The sequence below is a fragment of the Peribacillus simplex genome (assembly GCF_001542915.1).
Taxonomy (GTDB): domain Bacteria; phylum Bacillota; class Bacilli; order Bacillales; family DSM-1321; genus Peribacillus; species Peribacillus simplex_B.
This window is the reverse complement of the sequence record NZ_LNNH01000010.1, coordinates 373,303-387,713: the sequence shown is the minus strand read 5'-3', so window position 1 is coordinate 387,713 and position 14,411 is coordinate 373,303. Positions and strand designations below refer to the sequence as shown.

Annotated in this window: 17 protein-coding genes and 1 riboswitch; of the genes, 13 read left to right on the top strand and 4 right to left on the bottom strand. The window is 34.2% G+C overall.

Features of this window, described 5'->3' with window-relative positions; genetic code table 11:
• Nucleotides 1–124: 124 nt before the first annotated feature.
• On the bottom strand, nucleotides 125–307 hold the full coding sequence (locus AS888_RS04520; protein ID WP_061140973.1) for a hypothetical protein: 183 nt from the start codon (nucleotides 305–307) through the stop codon (nucleotides 125–127).
• A gap of 865 nt (nucleotides 308–1,172) precedes the next feature.
• Between AS888_RS04520 and AS888_RS04510 the strand changes: the two genes are divergently transcribed.
• Together AS888_RS04510 and AS888_RS04505 are read left to right on the top strand one after the other, a co-directional pair.
• The gene (locus tag AS888_RS04510) at nucleotides 1,173–2,117 is read left to right on the top strand and encodes a DUF1835 domain-containing protein (protein WP_081092311.1); all 945 of its coding nucleotides are present in this window, start codon (nucleotides 1,173–1,175) and stop codon (nucleotides 2,115–2,117) included.
• A gap of 122 nt (nucleotides 2,118–2,239) precedes the next feature.
• A complete protein-coding gene (locus AS888_RS04505) occupies nucleotides 2,240–2,614 on the top strand; it encodes a hypothetical protein (protein ID WP_061140970.1) in 375 nt (124 codons plus the stop codon).
• Nucleotides 2,615–2,856: 242 nt separating this feature from the next.
• Here AS888_RS04505 and AS888_RS04500 read toward each other — a convergent pair whose 3' ends face one another.
• On the bottom strand, nucleotides 2,857–4,254 hold the full coding sequence (locus AS888_RS04500) for a glycerophosphodiester phosphodiesterase family protein (RefSeq protein WP_061140969.1): 1,398 nt from the start codon (nucleotides 4,252–4,254) through the stop codon (nucleotides 2,857–2,859).
• A gap of 342 nt (nucleotides 4,255–4,596) precedes the next feature.
• On the opposite strand from AS888_RS04500, the gene AS888_RS04495 reads away from it, so the two are divergent.
• Nucleotides 4,597–4,989: a hypothetical protein gene (locus AS888_RS04495; protein ID WP_061140968.1), complete on the top strand. Its 393-nt coding sequence runs from the start codon at nucleotides 4,597–4,599 to the stop codon at nucleotides 4,987–4,989.
• A 112-nt stretch (nucleotides 4,990–5,101) separates the two neighbouring features.
• On the top strand, nucleotides 5,102–5,392 hold the full coding sequence (locus tag AS888_RS04490) for an RNA polymerase alpha subunit C-terminal domain-containing protein (protein WP_061141071.1): 291 nt from the start codon (nucleotides 5,102–5,104) through the stop codon (nucleotides 5,390–5,392).
• Nucleotides 5,393–5,560: 168 nt separating this feature from the next.
• Here the strand turns inward: AS888_RS04490 and AS888_RS04485 are convergent, their stop codons facing one another.
• Entirely contained in the window at nucleotides 5,561–6,112 is a 552-nt protein-coding gene (locus AS888_RS04485; RefSeq protein WP_061140967.1) for a helix-turn-helix domain-containing protein, read from the bottom strand.
• A gap of 99 nt (nucleotides 6,113–6,211) precedes the next feature.
• Here AS888_RS04485 and AS888_RS04480 point away from each other — a divergent pair, with 99 nt between their 5' ends.
• The 7 genes from AS888_RS04480 (at nucleotide 6,212) to AS888_RS04445 (ending at nucleotide 10,680) form a co-directional block, all read left to right on the top strand.
• The gene (locus AS888_RS04480) at nucleotides 6,212–6,937 is read left to right on the top strand and encodes an AzlC family ABC transporter permease (protein WP_061140966.1); all 726 of its coding nucleotides are present in this window, start codon (nucleotides 6,212–6,214) and stop codon (nucleotides 6,935–6,937) included.
• Complete coding sequence (locus AS888_RS04475) at nucleotides 6,934–7,257, top strand: AzlD domain-containing protein (protein WP_061140965.1); 324 nt, start codon at nucleotides 6,934–6,936, stop codon at nucleotides 7,255–7,257. Before AS888_RS04480 ends, AS888_RS04475 begins: the two co-directional genes overlap by 4 nt.
• A 540-nt stretch (nucleotides 7,258–7,797) precedes the next feature.
• A complete protein-coding gene (locus tag AS888_RS04470) occupies nucleotides 7,798–8,142 on the top strand; it encodes a hypothetical protein (RefSeq protein WP_061140964.1) in 345 nt (114 codons plus the stop codon).
• 277 nt (nucleotides 8,143–8,419) lie between these two features.
• Nucleotides 8,420–8,707, top strand: coding sequence for a YesK family protein (locus AS888_RS04465; RefSeq protein WP_061140963.1), 288 nt, complete (start codon nucleotides 8,420–8,422; stop codon nucleotides 8,705–8,707).
• Nucleotides 8,708–8,905: 198 nt separating this feature from the next.
• Nucleotides 8,906–9,370 (top strand): hypothetical protein, encoded by a 465-nt coding sequence (locus AS888_RS04460; RefSeq protein ID WP_061140962.1) that lies wholly within the window; start codon nucleotides 8,906–8,908, stop codon nucleotides 9,368–9,370.
• 583 nt (nucleotides 9,371–9,953) lie between these two features.
• Nucleotides 9,954–10,253 carry a TIGR04104 family putative zinc finger protein gene (locus AS888_RS27110; protein WP_061140960.1) on the top strand — a complete coding sequence of 100 codons (300 nt, stop codon included), beginning with the start codon at nucleotides 9,954–9,956 and terminating at the stop codon, nucleotides 10,251–10,253.
• Between the two features lie 211 nt (nucleotides 10,254–10,464).
• A complete protein-coding gene (locus tag AS888_RS04445; protein WP_061140959.1) occupies nucleotides 10,465–10,680 on the top strand; it encodes a hypothetical protein in 216 nt (71 codons plus the stop codon).
• 272 nt (nucleotides 10,681–10,952) lie between these two features.
• On the opposite strand, the gene AS888_RS04440 is transcribed toward AS888_RS04445, so the two are convergent.
• On the bottom strand, nucleotides 10,953–12,221 hold the full coding sequence (locus tag AS888_RS04440) for a PucR family transcriptional regulator (RefSeq protein WP_061140958.1): 1,269 nt from the start codon (nucleotides 12,219–12,221) through the stop codon (nucleotides 10,953–10,955).
• Between the two features lie 195 nt (nucleotides 12,222–12,416).
• Here AS888_RS04440 and AS888_RS04435 point away from each other — a divergent pair, with 195 nt between their 5' ends.
• Both AS888_RS04435 and AS888_RS04430 read left to right on the top strand, forming a co-directional pair.
• Nucleotides 12,417–13,028: a nuclear transport factor 2 family protein gene (locus AS888_RS04435; protein ID WP_061141070.1), complete on the top strand. Its 612-nt coding sequence runs from the start codon at nucleotides 12,417–12,419 to the stop codon at nucleotides 13,026–13,028.
• A gap of 356 nt (nucleotides 13,029–13,384) precedes the next feature.
• Nucleotides 13,385–13,494, top strand: a riboswitch (SAM riboswitch).
• Nucleotides 13,495–13,580: 86 nt separating this feature from the next.
• Nucleotides 13,581–13,985, top strand: a complete 405-nt coding sequence (locus AS888_RS04430; RefSeq protein WP_061140957.1) for a hypothetical protein — start codon at nucleotides 13,581–13,583, stop codon at nucleotides 13,983–13,985.
• Nucleotides 13,986–14,411: the final 426 nt, after the last annotated feature.

Sequence of the window (14,411 nt, the reverse complement as noted above, 5' to 3'; positions counted from 1 at the left end):
AGGGGCAGGTTAGTTCATTAGGATGTATCACGCAGTTGACACAAACTGTACGGTTTCACTTTTACAAATTCGCAAGTGGTATTTAAATAAAATAAAAAAGATCACATATTGTGATCTCATTCCTTTATCGCTTATCTCTATTAGAGTCTAGAATGGTTTTATTCATTTTAATGACAGCCCTTGCTTTATCTGAGTTGTCCTGATAATCAAACTTTTCCTTCTGTTCTGTTTTATCAGGAACTGGAGAAATTCTTTCTAACGCATCTGCAATTCTGATAAGTTGTTCTAAAATCTTTTCTGTTGACATTATAAGCCTCCTTTTCACATTTAATTATACATTAAACCAACATAACTTTATTCATTTCAATGTTTATAAAATGTGAACAAGGTTAAGACTGTTCTTCTATCTGAACATTATATTCATCACGTACGAATAAACAATGAAACAAAAAAAGGTAACTATTCCAGAACAAGAATAGTTACACAAGTCCAAATTATAAAAGAGACATTCGGAGAACGTGATGCTGCAATCTAAGTATATGTCGTTAATAACAAAAGATCCGCCAAACTTAAAGGTGCATGGTACGAATAAACCAAAATGAAAAAAAGTAACTATTCTTGAGAACAATAGTTACATGTTGAGGACTTATTATATGTCAGGTTCAGTATATGAAACGAAATAAATTATGTTCCAATAAAAAAATATAGTTCGAATAAACAGTGTGGTAAGGCACAAACTGTAAAAAGATTTAGGGGAAATATACAAAAAAAGAGCCATTAAAGGAAAAGGCTCAAAGTTTAACTGCGCTAGATATTTGATCATAAACCCTAGATAGATGATTAATTAGTTGAATTAAATCGTCTTCATTGAAATCTTGTTCTTCGAGTTTTTGAAAATAATTGTCTATTGCTTTCTTAATAAAAGCATTCTTTTTATTAGTCAAATATCTCCTTTCAACATTGAGGATATAAAATACCTCAAATATTCTATGCACCAACCGTATCATTTTTATGCCCGAGTGTATATGGTAAGTACTTCTCATAAAGAAAGTTTGAAATATTTTACCGAACGGTCCGAATAAACTACGTGGAAACAAAAGCTTAATCATTTTCATTGGCTTTTATAACTAAAGGGGCACGTTAGTGAAAGAAGGTTATGGTAAACTTAACCTATGAAAAATATAAAAAAGGTAGTTTATATGAGACGAAAAATGAAAAAATCATCGATTCAAATTTCGAGAAATGAAGAGAAAAAAGAACATCTACAAACGGTACATATTGTATTTGGTGATTCGACTGCAGGTAGCTTAAAATTCGCATTTCGTAAAACTATTTATGCAAAAACAGAAGAAATCATAGTGTTACCCGATATTTTATCGGTTGGTCCAATTGAATCACTCCAAACAAAAGAAGGGATAGAAAATCGTTTTCAATGGTTTAAGGAAAACTATCGTGATGACTTCAAAACTGTTGAAGAATATAAACAGGGTATGTTAAAAGCAATCGAGAAAATAATAGCGATACCACCTTATCAAAAGGTGATTATTTGGACATGTGAGAATGCTGCTGAGCAAACAGGTCTGCGTATTGTCCTTTATTTATTGCAAAATAAAGTCAATAATGTGTTCGAACTCAATACGTTTACAGCTTTTCACGAATTCTTTACATACCCTTTGTTAGAAGAGGAACAGTTTCCTCGTTCATCAGGAGAATTGACTCCCGAAAAATTGCTTCAATTTTATGAACAATTTGAGCTTAGACCATTGAATTTTGCAAAACGTAATGCTCTCAGCGACGAAGGACAGAATTTAATGCTGATTGGAAATCATTTGAGAACATGGGAGCATGGTGAGCTTAGGGATTCAAATATTGAACGAGGTGATGATTTTATCATTCTTTGTGCAAAGAAATTACATAAAGAACAAGGTACATATGATTATATGAAGTCGGCACGTTTGATTGGTGAAGTCGTTGGTCATATGCAGCAATACACTGGAGATGTATGGATAGAATATCGACTCCGAAATTTAATTTCAAAAGAAATATTTGAATATCGAGGGGATTTAAGTGCAATGAGACTATACGAAGTAAAATTAAAAAAAGAGTTACTTCACTAACGGGTGCTTTAGCTGAAGATCGGAGCTGACAATAAGGCAGCTCTTTTCTTATGGAACAAAAGGGGCAGGTTAGCTCAACAAGAAAATGTTAAAATAGGGAGTTGAAAGGTGGTTGATGTTGAGTGTATGTATTCCCAGAAGAAAACGACTTTCTTTCGTTATTTGAGTGCGAACCTATATTATTTGATACCTCTGCGAAAGATTTACCATTTTATTATAATAAAGCAACATATCAATTTTCTAATGGGGAGGAAGACTTTATTGTTACACTTTCTCCATCTTACGGTGAAGTGAAAATACAAGTAACCCAACCGACTTCAAGTAAATTGTTATCACTTTTGGATTTAAAACGAGTTGATAAATTTGAGATTACAGCAGACAAAAAGGAACTTTCAAGTGTACTTTTAACAGTTCTGCATGAGGATTCCCAACAAACAATAGAAGTTGATTTTAAGCCGAAATTTAAACTGATTTTTAGAGAACATGATAGGCGGTAAAAACACAGTCTTGTTAAACTAACGGGTGCATTAGCTGATTAGGGAATACAAAAATGAGCAATCTTTATTAACAATGAATAATCCAATTAGATAATAGAAGGGCATGTTTTGATCAATCTTTTATCAAAACATGCCCTTCTATTTTTCTTTTATCAAGATCAAGCCTTGTTTCAAAGCTGCACCAAACTCGAAAATCCGAAGGAATTGCGCCTTCTAAAATTTAAGGGTGTTTCTAGCTACAGTTAATCCTGCAAATTAAATTGAATATAATCAAGGTTGTAGGAACCTGGGCTTGTGACCTTGACTGTAAATAGGTGAGTACCTTTCTTTAGGTAGCGGTACTCCAAATTCTGAAGCTGGAATGCACGTTTGTGAGTTGTATTTTTCAGCTCGGTCTCCCCGCTTGTTTTGCCAGCCCAATCCAAGGTGATGGCACCAGCCGGGGTAGCGGCTGCAGAAACTCTGCCGGAGATTTTATATGTTCCTGACTTCTTAATGTTCACTTCGTATTTCGCCCACTCACCTTCCATGTTATGGCTTACAGCAATGGCTCCATCGATTTCGCAAACATCGAGTGAATCTTGGTCGGCTGTATTGCAGCGGTTGGCGTCCTGATCAAAATACCCGGTACCTTGCCCACCGCCAAGATGCTCCTCAGCCTGAACCCGAACTGTACGGTTCCCGGTATCGTACTGCCAGTGTCGCATATTGCCTCCATGCCGCCAGTAATCGATCGCTTCAATATTGTCAGTCTGTATCATATTCACTCCAAGCTTTGTTACGGCCTTCCATCCCATATTTACATCTCTTAGTGAAGCCTCATCCGTGTATTTTGCAGCAAGGCCATTCCACATTACATTTGCTAAGACCCTGCTACTTTTCTTGATTTGTTTCAGCTTTTCTGGCTGAATCTGCGGATCTGCAAGATCTGCAAAAACAATTTCATAAGCGACCGGCTGACGCCCCGGGAACGTTCCTATAGAGTTGACGTTGTTATCAAGGATAATGTGCATATATAGGATTTCTGGATCTTTCTCCATAAATTTGGCTGCTTCTTCAACATTTGGACTGCCCTTAAACAGACCGTGATCTACTGTGTCGGTTTTAACGAGAACCTTGTACATTTCATCCCGTATCTCCCAGCCCTTGTCCAGGTTTACAATTGCCCGGTCCTTTGCTACAAGCATGACCTCTTCAAGCGTTGGAATTTTGTGCTTGGTGAGCGCTGCCGTTTTACCTCCGAGACCTTCCTTGAGGCGAAGTTTCTTAATTTGAGCCAGTGTGAAGTCAGAAACCTTTCCTTTGCCATTGGTAGTACGATCAACGGTCGTATCGTGCATTAATACAGGTACACCATCAGCGGTTAGCTGGACATCTATTTCCACAATATCGGTGCCGTCTTTAATGGCCTCATTGACTGCTGCAAGCGAGTTCTCTGGATATTCACGCCATTGGCCCCGATGAGCCAGGGTCATGAGTGGCGCATTTTTACCATGATTGAGCAGCTCTGCGTGAATCTGTTCAAAGGATTTGTGCTCTTGGACAGCAATCGGTTTAGAGGCCTTTGCTCCTGCTTCCTGTACCGGCATTAAGGCAGACGCTATGAACCCTAATAAAAATAACTTTTTTAGCTTCAGCATTGTTAAGGCTCCTTTCTACTTTTAATCAATGAAAGATTGGAATAATATTGTCAACCTCCCAACATCGTTACTGAACCTTTCCGTTTTTACAGTTTCATTATACTTTCACTCTGCAATTAAATATCATGATTATACAAATTTTTACAAGCTTTTACATAGGTTTTACAAAGTTATCAATCGCTATCCTTGCTGGACAAGTCAAAGGATTTCGGAAAACCGCGAGATGCTGCAAACACTATTGAATTTCTTTCAGAAGGGGGACTTTGACTAACGGGGCAGGTTAGTTAAAGAAAAAACATATGGTATTATTTAGGGAAGATAATTGTTGCTAGGAGGACAGTAATGGGTGGTTCGCTTGTCTTGAAAATTTTATTGATACCGATTGTTGGCAGTGGTCTTTATATTACATTTAAATATATTAGACCAATGTTACCAGTGCCAGGGTTTACTGTGTACAAATCCACTGGGATAACAGTGGACTATCCGTCTGTTGATTTAGAAAATAAAGAAGTTATTGGAACAGTTTCGTTTAAAGATAAGAAAATTATGACGGTAATTGTAAATGTACAATCAAATTATGTTAACGTCGAAGGCAGTGTCGAGAATACTCGTAAGGGTGAAAGTGATAGTGACTTTATTGATATGGTTAAAAATCAGGCTGAATTTTTCATTAAAAACAAAATAAGTAACCCAAAAAAGTATTATGAACAGTTTATAGAAGCTGATCCTTCTTGAACTGACGGGGCAGGATAGTTGAATAGGGACATACATAGTTTTTGTCGGGAATGTATAACTAATATATATAATATGTAAAAATGGGATACTGAATTTGTTTGGAGGGATTATTCTGACAGTAGAAAAAAAATTAAGGGTTTGTGAAAAGGGACATAAGTTTTTCAAAAGTAGTGACTGTCCAAGTTGTCCTACATGTGATAATGAGAATAAGCCAAAAAGTGGCTTCCTCTCGAAACTCAGTTCACCTGCAAGAAATGCATTGGTTCACGAAGGGATCGACACGTTGAAAGAACTATCAAAGCACACGGAAAAAGAAATTTTAAAAATTCACGGTATTGGCCCAGCTTCCTTACCAACCTTGAGAACTTCATTAGAAGAAGAAGGGTTATCATTTAAAGAATAAAGAATTATGACGTACATTACTTGACGAACATGTGCGTTAGGTGAAGATCGGAGCTGTCTTTAAGGCAGCTTTTTTCTTATGGAACTAACGGGGCAGGTTAGTTTAATAAAAGTTGCGTATTGTTTACGCAACTTTTATTAAATTAAATCTAGAAAATAGACATAGATATTAGTCGGGATAAGAGATAATTAAATAGAATCTAACCAGTTCATCAGAAGAGTTTATATAAATGTGTTCAGTATTTGCGTTAAATTTAATAGTCTCATCAGTGTTTAATTCAAACTTCTCACCTTGAACATCGAGTGTAAGTGTACCGCGTTGTATAAGTAAATATTCCTCACCTAAATGCTTTTCGGATATATGACTAAAACCAGGTTTTAGGTCTACAGTGAAAATTTCAAACTTTTTTTCTGGATGAAATGGGAAAACGGAATATACAAGATAATTTCCATCATCATCAAGCAATGGGTTCAGTTGATTGATGTTTATTTTTTCAATTTGTGGCTTATCAGTTTCCTTTAAAAAAGCAGAAAAAGATACTTGTAACCCATTTGCAATTTTCCAGAGAGTGGTGACAGTCGGATTTGATTTTCCATTTTCAATTTGAGCTAACATTGCTTTACTAACTCCAGTCAGTTCTGCTACCTTATCTAAACTCAATCCTCGCGTTTTTCTCATTTGGGCAAGGTTATTAGCTATAACCTCTTGAATGAATTCCATAAAAAATCTCCTTGACTCTTTTTTATGTTTATTATAACATACGCATATACAATATAACAGACATACATTTAACATAACAGACTAAAAGGTGGTGCAACTATGAATGAATTAGCAAAAGAAATAAATAGCGAAGAAACTCTCCCTACATTTTCTCAAGGAGTAAAAGATTGTATTCCTACTTTAATTGGCTATATCAGCATTGGAATTGCTGCGGGGATTGTTGGAGCTTCATCAAATCTAAGTCTTTTCGAAGTAACTCTTTTATCGGCATTAGTTTATGCTGGTGCATCTCAATTTATTATTTGTGCACTGTTAGTATCAGGAAGTCCTATTTCAGTCATTTTATTTACAACTTTCATAGTGAATTTGCGGAATTTTTTATTAAGTATGACATTGGCTCCCCACTTTACAAAATATTCTTTAATGAAAAATATCGGTATTGGAGCTCTTGTAACAGATGAGTCATTTGGTGTAGCCGTTAATAAACTTGCTAAAAAAGAAATTATGAGTGCTCAATGGATGAATGGACTGAATGTAACGGCTTATATATTCTGGATTTTATCTTGTATGTTGGGCGCTATCTTTGGTAAATGGATTTCAAATCCAGAAGCATTTGGATTAGATTTCTCTTTAACAGCTATGTTTTTGGCATTACTTGTTTTGCAATTACAAAATATTGATCAAGGTAGATTGAAGTTTTATCTATCATTAATTGTTTATGTAGTTTTATTGATGCTGGTACTATGTATGCTTGTTCCATCTTATATTGCAATTATCTTATCGACAATAATCGTTGCAACGATTGGAGTGGTAAAAGACAAATGAGTATTAATATATCCGTTTTATTAGTCATTTTAGGGTGTGCTATTGTAACCTTTATTCCGAGAATTATTCCATTTATAGTTATAAGAAATATTGAGCTCCCGAAAATTGTGGTCAAATGGCTTTCATTTATCCCTATTTGTATTTTTGCTGCACTAATCGTTGATAGCTTCATCATTGAAGATGAATCATTACTATCGGTTGATTGGAGCGTTCTTGCTGGTATAATACCTACTCTTATTGTAGCCATATGGACGAAGAGTTTGTCCGTTACAGTTTTAGTGGGCATAGTGTGTATGGCTACTCTTAGGTTTTTGTTTTAAAAAAGCCAACGATTGTGAAAAAATGCACTTAAACTCCCATGAAAATTAAAAAACCTCAAAACCTAGAAAAAAACACAACAAAATAGACCCAGTAAAAACGCTTTTAAAAAAAAGGCTGAGCTTTATGAGTGATCTGATTGGTTTGGTAAATCGTTAAACAAAAAACCTCCAAATATAGAAAAATAAGTAGAGGCTAGCGCGACGACCAAAAAAGGATTAATCTCCCATGAGTGCTACCCATAAAGGGCGCGACAGTCGGTGGTACACCGTGGTCGTCGGAGTCAGACTAACGGATGGGCTCAAAGGCACCATAGTTCAACGACCTTCTTCGCCAGCCATTAAAACATTATCGACATAGAGACCAATTTTCATTCTCTGTGGTGAAGCGCTGATTTTTGCGCTTCATGGATGGCTAACGGGTTCTTTACTTCAATAAGATAGGTTGCTGAGGCAGCTCTTTTTGTTATGGAACTATCGGGGCAGGATAGTTCATTAAGACGATTGGAAAATGAAGTATAATTTAAAAAGTGAAATTAAGAAATGAGTGATGATGAAATGGATTATAATGAATTGATGCAAGGGAAAGGATTTATTTATTTGGAAGAAATATTTGAACCCAAAGAAAATTCATTACGATTGCTTATTAATAGAAGCAGGCTCAACAACGATTTACCTATGGTGCAATTAGAATTTGAATCCTATATTTCATATTCTGTTATTGATGAATGTTTTTCATATTCTATAGATAATTCTGAAATATCAAAGGGAGAGCTATTTAGGATATATACCAAGTCAAGGTACTCGGATTTAACAAAATTAGCCACGAATGAACGAGAAGATATATGTCCTTCTGAAAATACGTTCATTATCAGTTTTCCTGCTTAAATCACACGATTGATGTCATTTCTTGTGAAGAACCAAAAATAACCGTGGTATCAGGATAAACTGATTTATTTGAATCCTTTTCTTGTTGAACTACCGAGTGCGGTTGCTGCGGTAACCTTTTCTAATGGAACTAAAGGGGCAGGATAGTTCAACAAGCATAGTGTACTCGTACTGTGACAATACAAAATAATGAGAATAGAATAATTGTTATTGGTATAACCAATTGTATTTTTATGGTAAAATTAGTTATTAACCTAATTACCAAAGAGGTGATTTAATGGATTTTTTATTCTCTTCTTATTCAAGTTACGTTATTACCTTTATTCTTCTAGTTACTTTTGTAATAGCCCTTACAAAGAACAAAAAAAGATTAGCCATTGCTTGTCCACTTATTTTCATACTTTTAGGTATTATTAATCTCGTATCTGGCCTTTTAATTGTAGGAGGTTTTGAAGGAATGGCTGTTTCGATTTCTGGTTTTGTTTATTTGGGACTGGGAGCAATTACACAACTTATAAACAGTCTATTTATTTTTTATAGGACAAAAGATACTCATAAATTTTAGACGGTAAATCCGTCTTTTTTTATGTCGTAGTTTGTGTCAACTCTGCGATAAGTCTTAATGAACTAACGGGTGCGTTTGCTGAAGATCAAAGTTGTCATTATGGCAGCTTTTTCGTTATGCAACTAACGGGGCAGGTTAGTTCAACAAGGAATTTTAAAATGATGACCGAATAAAGGGGTATCAGGAGATTTTGAAGAAGTGGGTGTCGAAATGCTGCAACAGATTAAAATACAGAATTGGTTATTAGAAGTTGATATTGATAAGACCCGAGAATTTTATAAAAAAGGTATAGAGGTATGTAGTTGTCTATACTGCAACAATTTTGTGGCTGCTTGTAAGTATATAGATACTTCCGTAGCAAATATATTCAGTAGACTAGGCATTGATCCTACTAAACCAGGACACCTCTCTGATTATCCTACAAATGAATGCGGAATACGTGCATACATAGGTATTTATCATTTAGTTGGTAGAGTGTTGGAAGGAGAATTGTGTACAACGTCTACTTGGAATGATACTAATACAGTTCGTATAAAGAACTTTACAATAGGTTTTTCTTACGACCTAGAGTTTGTACCAGAATGCTTCCCGAATCCTGTCGTGCAGTTGGAATTTGGGGCTGATATCTCTTGGGTACTTGATGAAAAGCCCGATGAATGTTAAGTGAAATAACTAACAGGTGCGATAGCTGGAGAAAAGAGCTGTCTTAAAGGCAGCTCTTTCTTATGGAACGATTGGGGGCAGGATAGTAAGATAAAAATATTAAAACAATAATATAGAATCAATACTTATTGGTAGGTGAAAACAGTGTATTTTAAGGCATTTTTTAAAAAGAAAAAAATAGATTTAATTATTTTTGCATTCGCTATGATTTTAGGATGGATTTCAAGTTATATACTTATTAAAGGACCAGCATCCTGGGGAGGTCCTGTTGGTGTAATAATCGCTTATTTAATAAGGTTCTTTTGGGAATATAGGAAATTTAAAATAGATACTAAAGAATCAAATAAATTTTCACATAGTAGACGGAGTTTTTAATAATATTAAGAACTTCGTTTCTTGTTTTACCAACTTTCTCATTGTGACTAAATACACTTAAACAAACGGGTGCATTAGCTGAAGATCGGAGCTGTCATTAAGGCAGCTCTTTTCTTATGGAACTAAAGGGGCAGGATAGTTCATTAAGAAAATGTAATTTTATGTTAAAATAATGGTAGAGATATGTATAAAAAAGGAGTAGTTTAATATGCCAACCTGTCAGAATTGTGGTTATAAGTGGAGCTGGAAAGAAACTTTTGTAAAATTATTCACGTTTAAAAGTAGGTTAAAATGTTCCTTCTGTGAGGGATTCCAATACGTTTCAAAAAAATCAAAAAATCGATTAAGTCTATTTGTATTTACTCCATTTTTAATTTGGCTACCGTTAGTATCATTTGGTGTACCTCAGGGTTATATCTTAGCTTCAGAATTAGTTTCTTATGTTTTAGTGTTTGTTTGGATGCCATTTCTATATAAACTCAGTAACAAGGAGGAGCCGATGTGGTAGTATTTCTTGAACAAACGGTTGAAATATCAGGGGTTGCTGCGGCAGCCTTTTTCTTACGGAACTAAAGGGGCAGGTTAGTTGCATAAGGAATGCTATAATAGCTTCATTTCAAAACGATTTTAAGGAGTTCAAATCTTATGATTATAAAAATTGACTTTGGTAACGATTTTATTCAATACATTTCTTTTGTTCAACAAAAGTAGGTAGGAAGATGAACAGTATTCAGGAGGACTTTCTAAATTGGATTTTTGACGAGGAAAAGAATACAGAATATTGGGCTTTAGAAAATGGAGAAAGAATTCACACTAATTATGATGCAAAAGCAATTGTTGAATGGTTAAACAATGTAAGATTTAAGCGAGGAATAGCGAAAGCTAAATTAATTACGAATCCTCAATTATGTGTTATAAAGAAACTATATTTTTAGAGTGCTTTTTAAATGTTTAATGTTCAAACCATAAGATTGTGTAAAAATGTACTTAAACTAACCCGTGCGTTAGTTCTATAAAAGAAAAAGGAGAGAACATATTATGCATGGCTAATATGTTCTCTCCTTTTTTTATTAAAGTTTTTAAAATAGTCAGGAAAATGCCATCGCTAACTTGGTGGTACCCCTTCACTATCACTTTTGAAGCCTATCGATAAGGTAAAACAAATTACAAGTATAGCCTTAGATACTGCGGGTGAGAGCATTCAAATTCATGCATTAATTTCATAACCGTTAATTTCTAGAAGCCTTATTGAAAAATAGAGCTGCGATATTTCAGTTACATGATTTAAATCAATTCCAGTCATGTCCTTTATTTTATTGATTCGATAAAATAGGGTATTTCTATGGATGCACAACACTTTAGATGCTTCATTTGGTGAACTCCTATAGTAAAGATAGTGCTTAAGTGTAAGTAATAAATCTGTTTGGTTTTGCTGATCAAACTCTATAATTTTTATTACTGCCGGATGACAAAAATCCATATAATTGTACTTGCTTTTAATTAAGTCAGAAATGATATTTAGTGCAGAGTCCTTAAAAAAAGATACGATAATATTTTGTTTCTTTCCAATCTCAAGGGCCTCTATTGCTTGTAAATAATATCTTTTGCAATCAGAAATTTCAGAGAGATTCAAGCTAATTCCTGCTCTTAATTCATTTCTTTCTAATAAATTTATAAATTCTGATTTGGAGCCAATAAATAATTTTTCATAAAGTTTTTTGGGAATAAATGCTGTAATATTTGATTGAAATATAATGCAATTTTCCAGTGGAATGAATTCTTTTAAAACTTGGACCACTGCTGGAATTTTAAAGTCTAATCCTTTTCGGTCTTTGTTAGATATCACTATAATATATAGGTTCTTTTCTTGTATCCAATTTAAATAATGCAGCTTGTCTCTAACAGCATCCTGCGTCATTATTTTTCCATCCAACAAGTCTGTAAGAACATAATTTGGTATAAGACTATGGTCCATGTTAAATGCATTGCTTTTTTGAAGTTCAACAGACAAAATCTGGGTAATCTTATCGATGAGTTTAAAATCAATTTCTTTAAACTTAATTCCTGCCTCATATACAGCAAACTGTGCAATTTCAATGTCATTAATTTTAATTATAGAAAGATTTGTTCCGTTTAAAGGTTCCAACTTTTTAATGTATTCAGAAGAACCTTTTTTGCGTACCTTATCCGCAACATTATTGGAACGAATAAACTGAATCGTATCTTCATTAATATAATTATTTCCGTGCTCATCTTGTGTGAAATCTACAATCTCATGTGCATCATAAGAAGCTGTTAGCACCTTAAATCCCATATCATGAACAACCATGGGGTGGCCTAGTATTTCTCTGGCTTTATCAATGAGCTGTTGCAATCCTAAGTTCAGATAGAGTACTTCAAATAGTTCCTGAATATATAGGGCTAATTTTATTTCAGTAGTATCTGCATTCGAGTTAGCTTGTTTTGAATTATTCATATATCTATCTTCTCCATAATAAAAGTATTGTGCTGGAGTACAATATTTTACTTAATATCTACTTCAATATCAAATCCTAGTACATGGCAATATACTTAGTCGAAGAGTAAAATATCTTACATAGGGCAAGATATTTTGTGATGTAAATTGTTCTACCGTATAAAATACATTTAAAAATAGGAGTATGCATATATGATGATATTAAAAAGACCAACAGTAAATACACAACAGGATCTTATTGATAAGGCAAGTGTTAAAGAATTAATTGAATTTGAGCGTTTTTGCAGAGATAACGCTTTATGGGATGAAATGGACAAATGCTTTACATCTGATTCAAAGATAACAATCTCCTGGTTTCAAGGAACTGGACATGAATTTGTGGAAGCTTCCAAGAAGATGCCAGGTCGCGCACCACATAAAATTTATAATACTGAAATATGGCTCAATGGTGATAAGGCGGTTGCCATCATGATAGCAACCATTCAAAAACGAATAGATATTAATGGATACCCAGTTGAATTAAATTCTGATGCAAAACTAGTATTCAGTGTACAAAAAATAAATGGACAATGGTATATCGTTTCCATGGAAGGGATTTACGAAAAAGATTCTCTTGTACCTGTATATCCAAATGCCAATATAACTGTTCCTATGGAAGAGTTATCTGAATTTAGAGAAAGCTATGCTTGTCTTTCCTATGTTCTTAGCCAAGACGGCTATGATATAGCCGGTGATTTGCCTGGAATTGACAGACCTGACTTAGTAGAAGCTTTTTATAAGAAAACAGATGAATGGTTAAGCAAATAGGATTGAGTCAGTATAGTATTGAAGCTTCTGTAGCGTCCCAACCATTGCAAAATTTTCAGTATTAATACGCTATTTATGGTGCTATCTAAGCACGTAATACAGAGTCTACCGGGTGCGTTACCTGAAGATTGGAGCTGTCGTTAAGGCAGCTTTTTCTTTATGCAACTAAAGGGACAGGACAGTGTAACAAGAAATCAAAGTAATTATATACTTTGGAAGAAGAATATTAGGATGTTTTTGAACAATGAAAAGGTTTTTTAAAATTAAATCTATTTTATATTCATAAAAGCTAACTTTATTTCAATTATTAATTTACTTGCTGTTTAAATATGATAGAATTGTCTTTAAATTCATAATACTTATCAAGAGAGGTGGAGGGACTGGCCCTGCGAAACCCAGCAACCTTCAAACATATGTTTGAAAAGGTGCTAATTCCTGCAAAGTAATTTGCTTTGCAAGATAAGAAACATATTTTAGAATATGTAACCTCTCTTTTTTATAAATAGAGAGGTTTTTTGTATTTAAAATACTTTAACGCAGAGGAGAACTAACATGCATTCTAAATTAACCTTAGAAACTTATAATCAAACTACATTGTTATCATTTGAAATTACCTCTTTTATATACCAATTTTACAATGATATCTGGAATCAACATAAACTAGATAAAATTCCTCTATATTATGATGACAGGATAGTTCTATATAACAACAAAGAGCTTACAGCGAATGAAGAAATTAAAGCCGAAATTAGTAGCGCTTTAATAGATATTGGAAGTGGCCCTTTAATTATAGACACCTTAACTTGTAATCAGAGTGGAGAGTCAAATAATTGGGATGTAACGGCTGAGTGGAAGATAGTATTATCTAGTAAAGACTGTAACTGTATATTAGGTATAACACGTTTTCAAATTTGCAATGCTAAGATTAGAAGCGAAATAATAAACTTCGTTAATTGACTTAAGACCCCTACTAGGCTGAGTCGTTTAAAACTTTAAGACACTCTTAAAATTGTCACTTTGACGGATAATTTGCGTATATTTTAAGGGTTATTTTGCACATCCAACTTTAAAAACCCAGCTACCTTCACATCAGAAGATTAGCTGAGTTTCTTAATTACATCTAATAATTTGATAGAACTATTCGGATCCGCCTAGTAAAAAGCGATTGCTCATTGTTCAGCAATCGCGCCCGATTGTTTAATACACCGTTCAAGAAACGTCACCATAAAAACAGTTTACTTTACTTTAAAAAACACTGGAGCTGAATCAACATTCTTAAGCCTTATGTGCTTTTGATCATCCAAACCATCCTTCACCTATACATCACCTTTATACTCCCTATCCTTTTTGCGTAACCAAGTCAGATATGAACCAACAACTTGA

What these genes read in the sequence shown, in the direction of transcription:
- AS888_RS04430 (WP_061140957.1), top strand. Translation starts at nt 13,581, where the DNA reads ATGCATTCTAAATTAACCTTAGAAACTTATAATCAAACTACATTGTTA.
- AS888_RS04480 (WP_061140966.1), top strand. Translation starts at nt 6,212, where the DNA reads ATGAATGAATTAGCAAAAGAAATAAATAGCGAAGAAACTCTCCCTACA.
- AS888_RS04470 (WP_061140964.1), top strand. Translation starts at nt 7,798, where the DNA reads ATGAGTGATGATGAAATGGATTATAATGAATTGATGCAAGGGAAAGGA.
- AS888_RS04520 (WP_061140973.1), bottom strand. Translation starts at nt 307, where the DNA reads ATGTCAACAGAAAAGATTTTAGAACAACTTATCAGAATTGCAGATGCG.
- AS888_RS04510 (WP_081092311.1), top strand. Translation starts at nt 1,173, where the DNA reads ATGAAAAATATAAAAAAGGTAGTTTATATGAGACGAAAAATGAAAAAA.
- AS888_RS04440 (WP_061140958.1), bottom strand. Translation starts at nt 12,221, where the DNA reads ATGAATAATTCAAAACAAGCTAACTCGAATGCAGATACTACTGAAATA.
- AS888_RS27110 (WP_061140960.1), top strand. Translation starts at nt 9,954, where the DNA reads ATGCCAACCTGTCAGAATTGTGGTTATAAGTGGAGCTGGAAAGAAACT.
- AS888_RS04495 (WP_061140968.1), top strand. Translation starts at nt 4,597, where the DNA reads ATGGGTGGTTCGCTTGTCTTGAAAATTTTATTGATACCGATTGTTGGC.
- AS888_RS04465 (WP_061140963.1), top strand. Translation starts at nt 8,420, where the DNA reads ATGGATTTTTTATTCTCTTCTTATTCAAGTTACGTTATTACCTTTATT.
- AS888_RS04435 (WP_061141070.1), top strand. Translation starts at nt 12,417, where the DNA reads ATGATATTAAAAAGACCAACAGTAAATACACAACAGGATCTTATTGAT.
- AS888_RS04445 (WP_061140959.1), top strand. Translation starts at nt 10,465, where the DNA reads ATGAACAGTATTCAGGAGGACTTTCTAAATTGGATTTTTGACGAGGAA.
- AS888_RS04500 (WP_061140969.1), bottom strand. Translation starts at nt 4,254, where the DNA reads ATGCTGAAGCTAAAAAAGTTATTTTTATTAGGGTTCATAGCGTCTGCC.
- AS888_RS04475 (WP_061140965.1), top strand. Translation starts at nt 6,934, where the DNA reads ATGAGTATTAATATATCCGTTTTATTAGTCATTTTAGGGTGTGCTATT.
- AS888_RS04485 (WP_061140967.1), bottom strand. Translation starts at nt 6,112, where the DNA reads ATGGAATTCATTCAAGAGGTTATAGCTAATAACCTTGCCCAAATGAGA.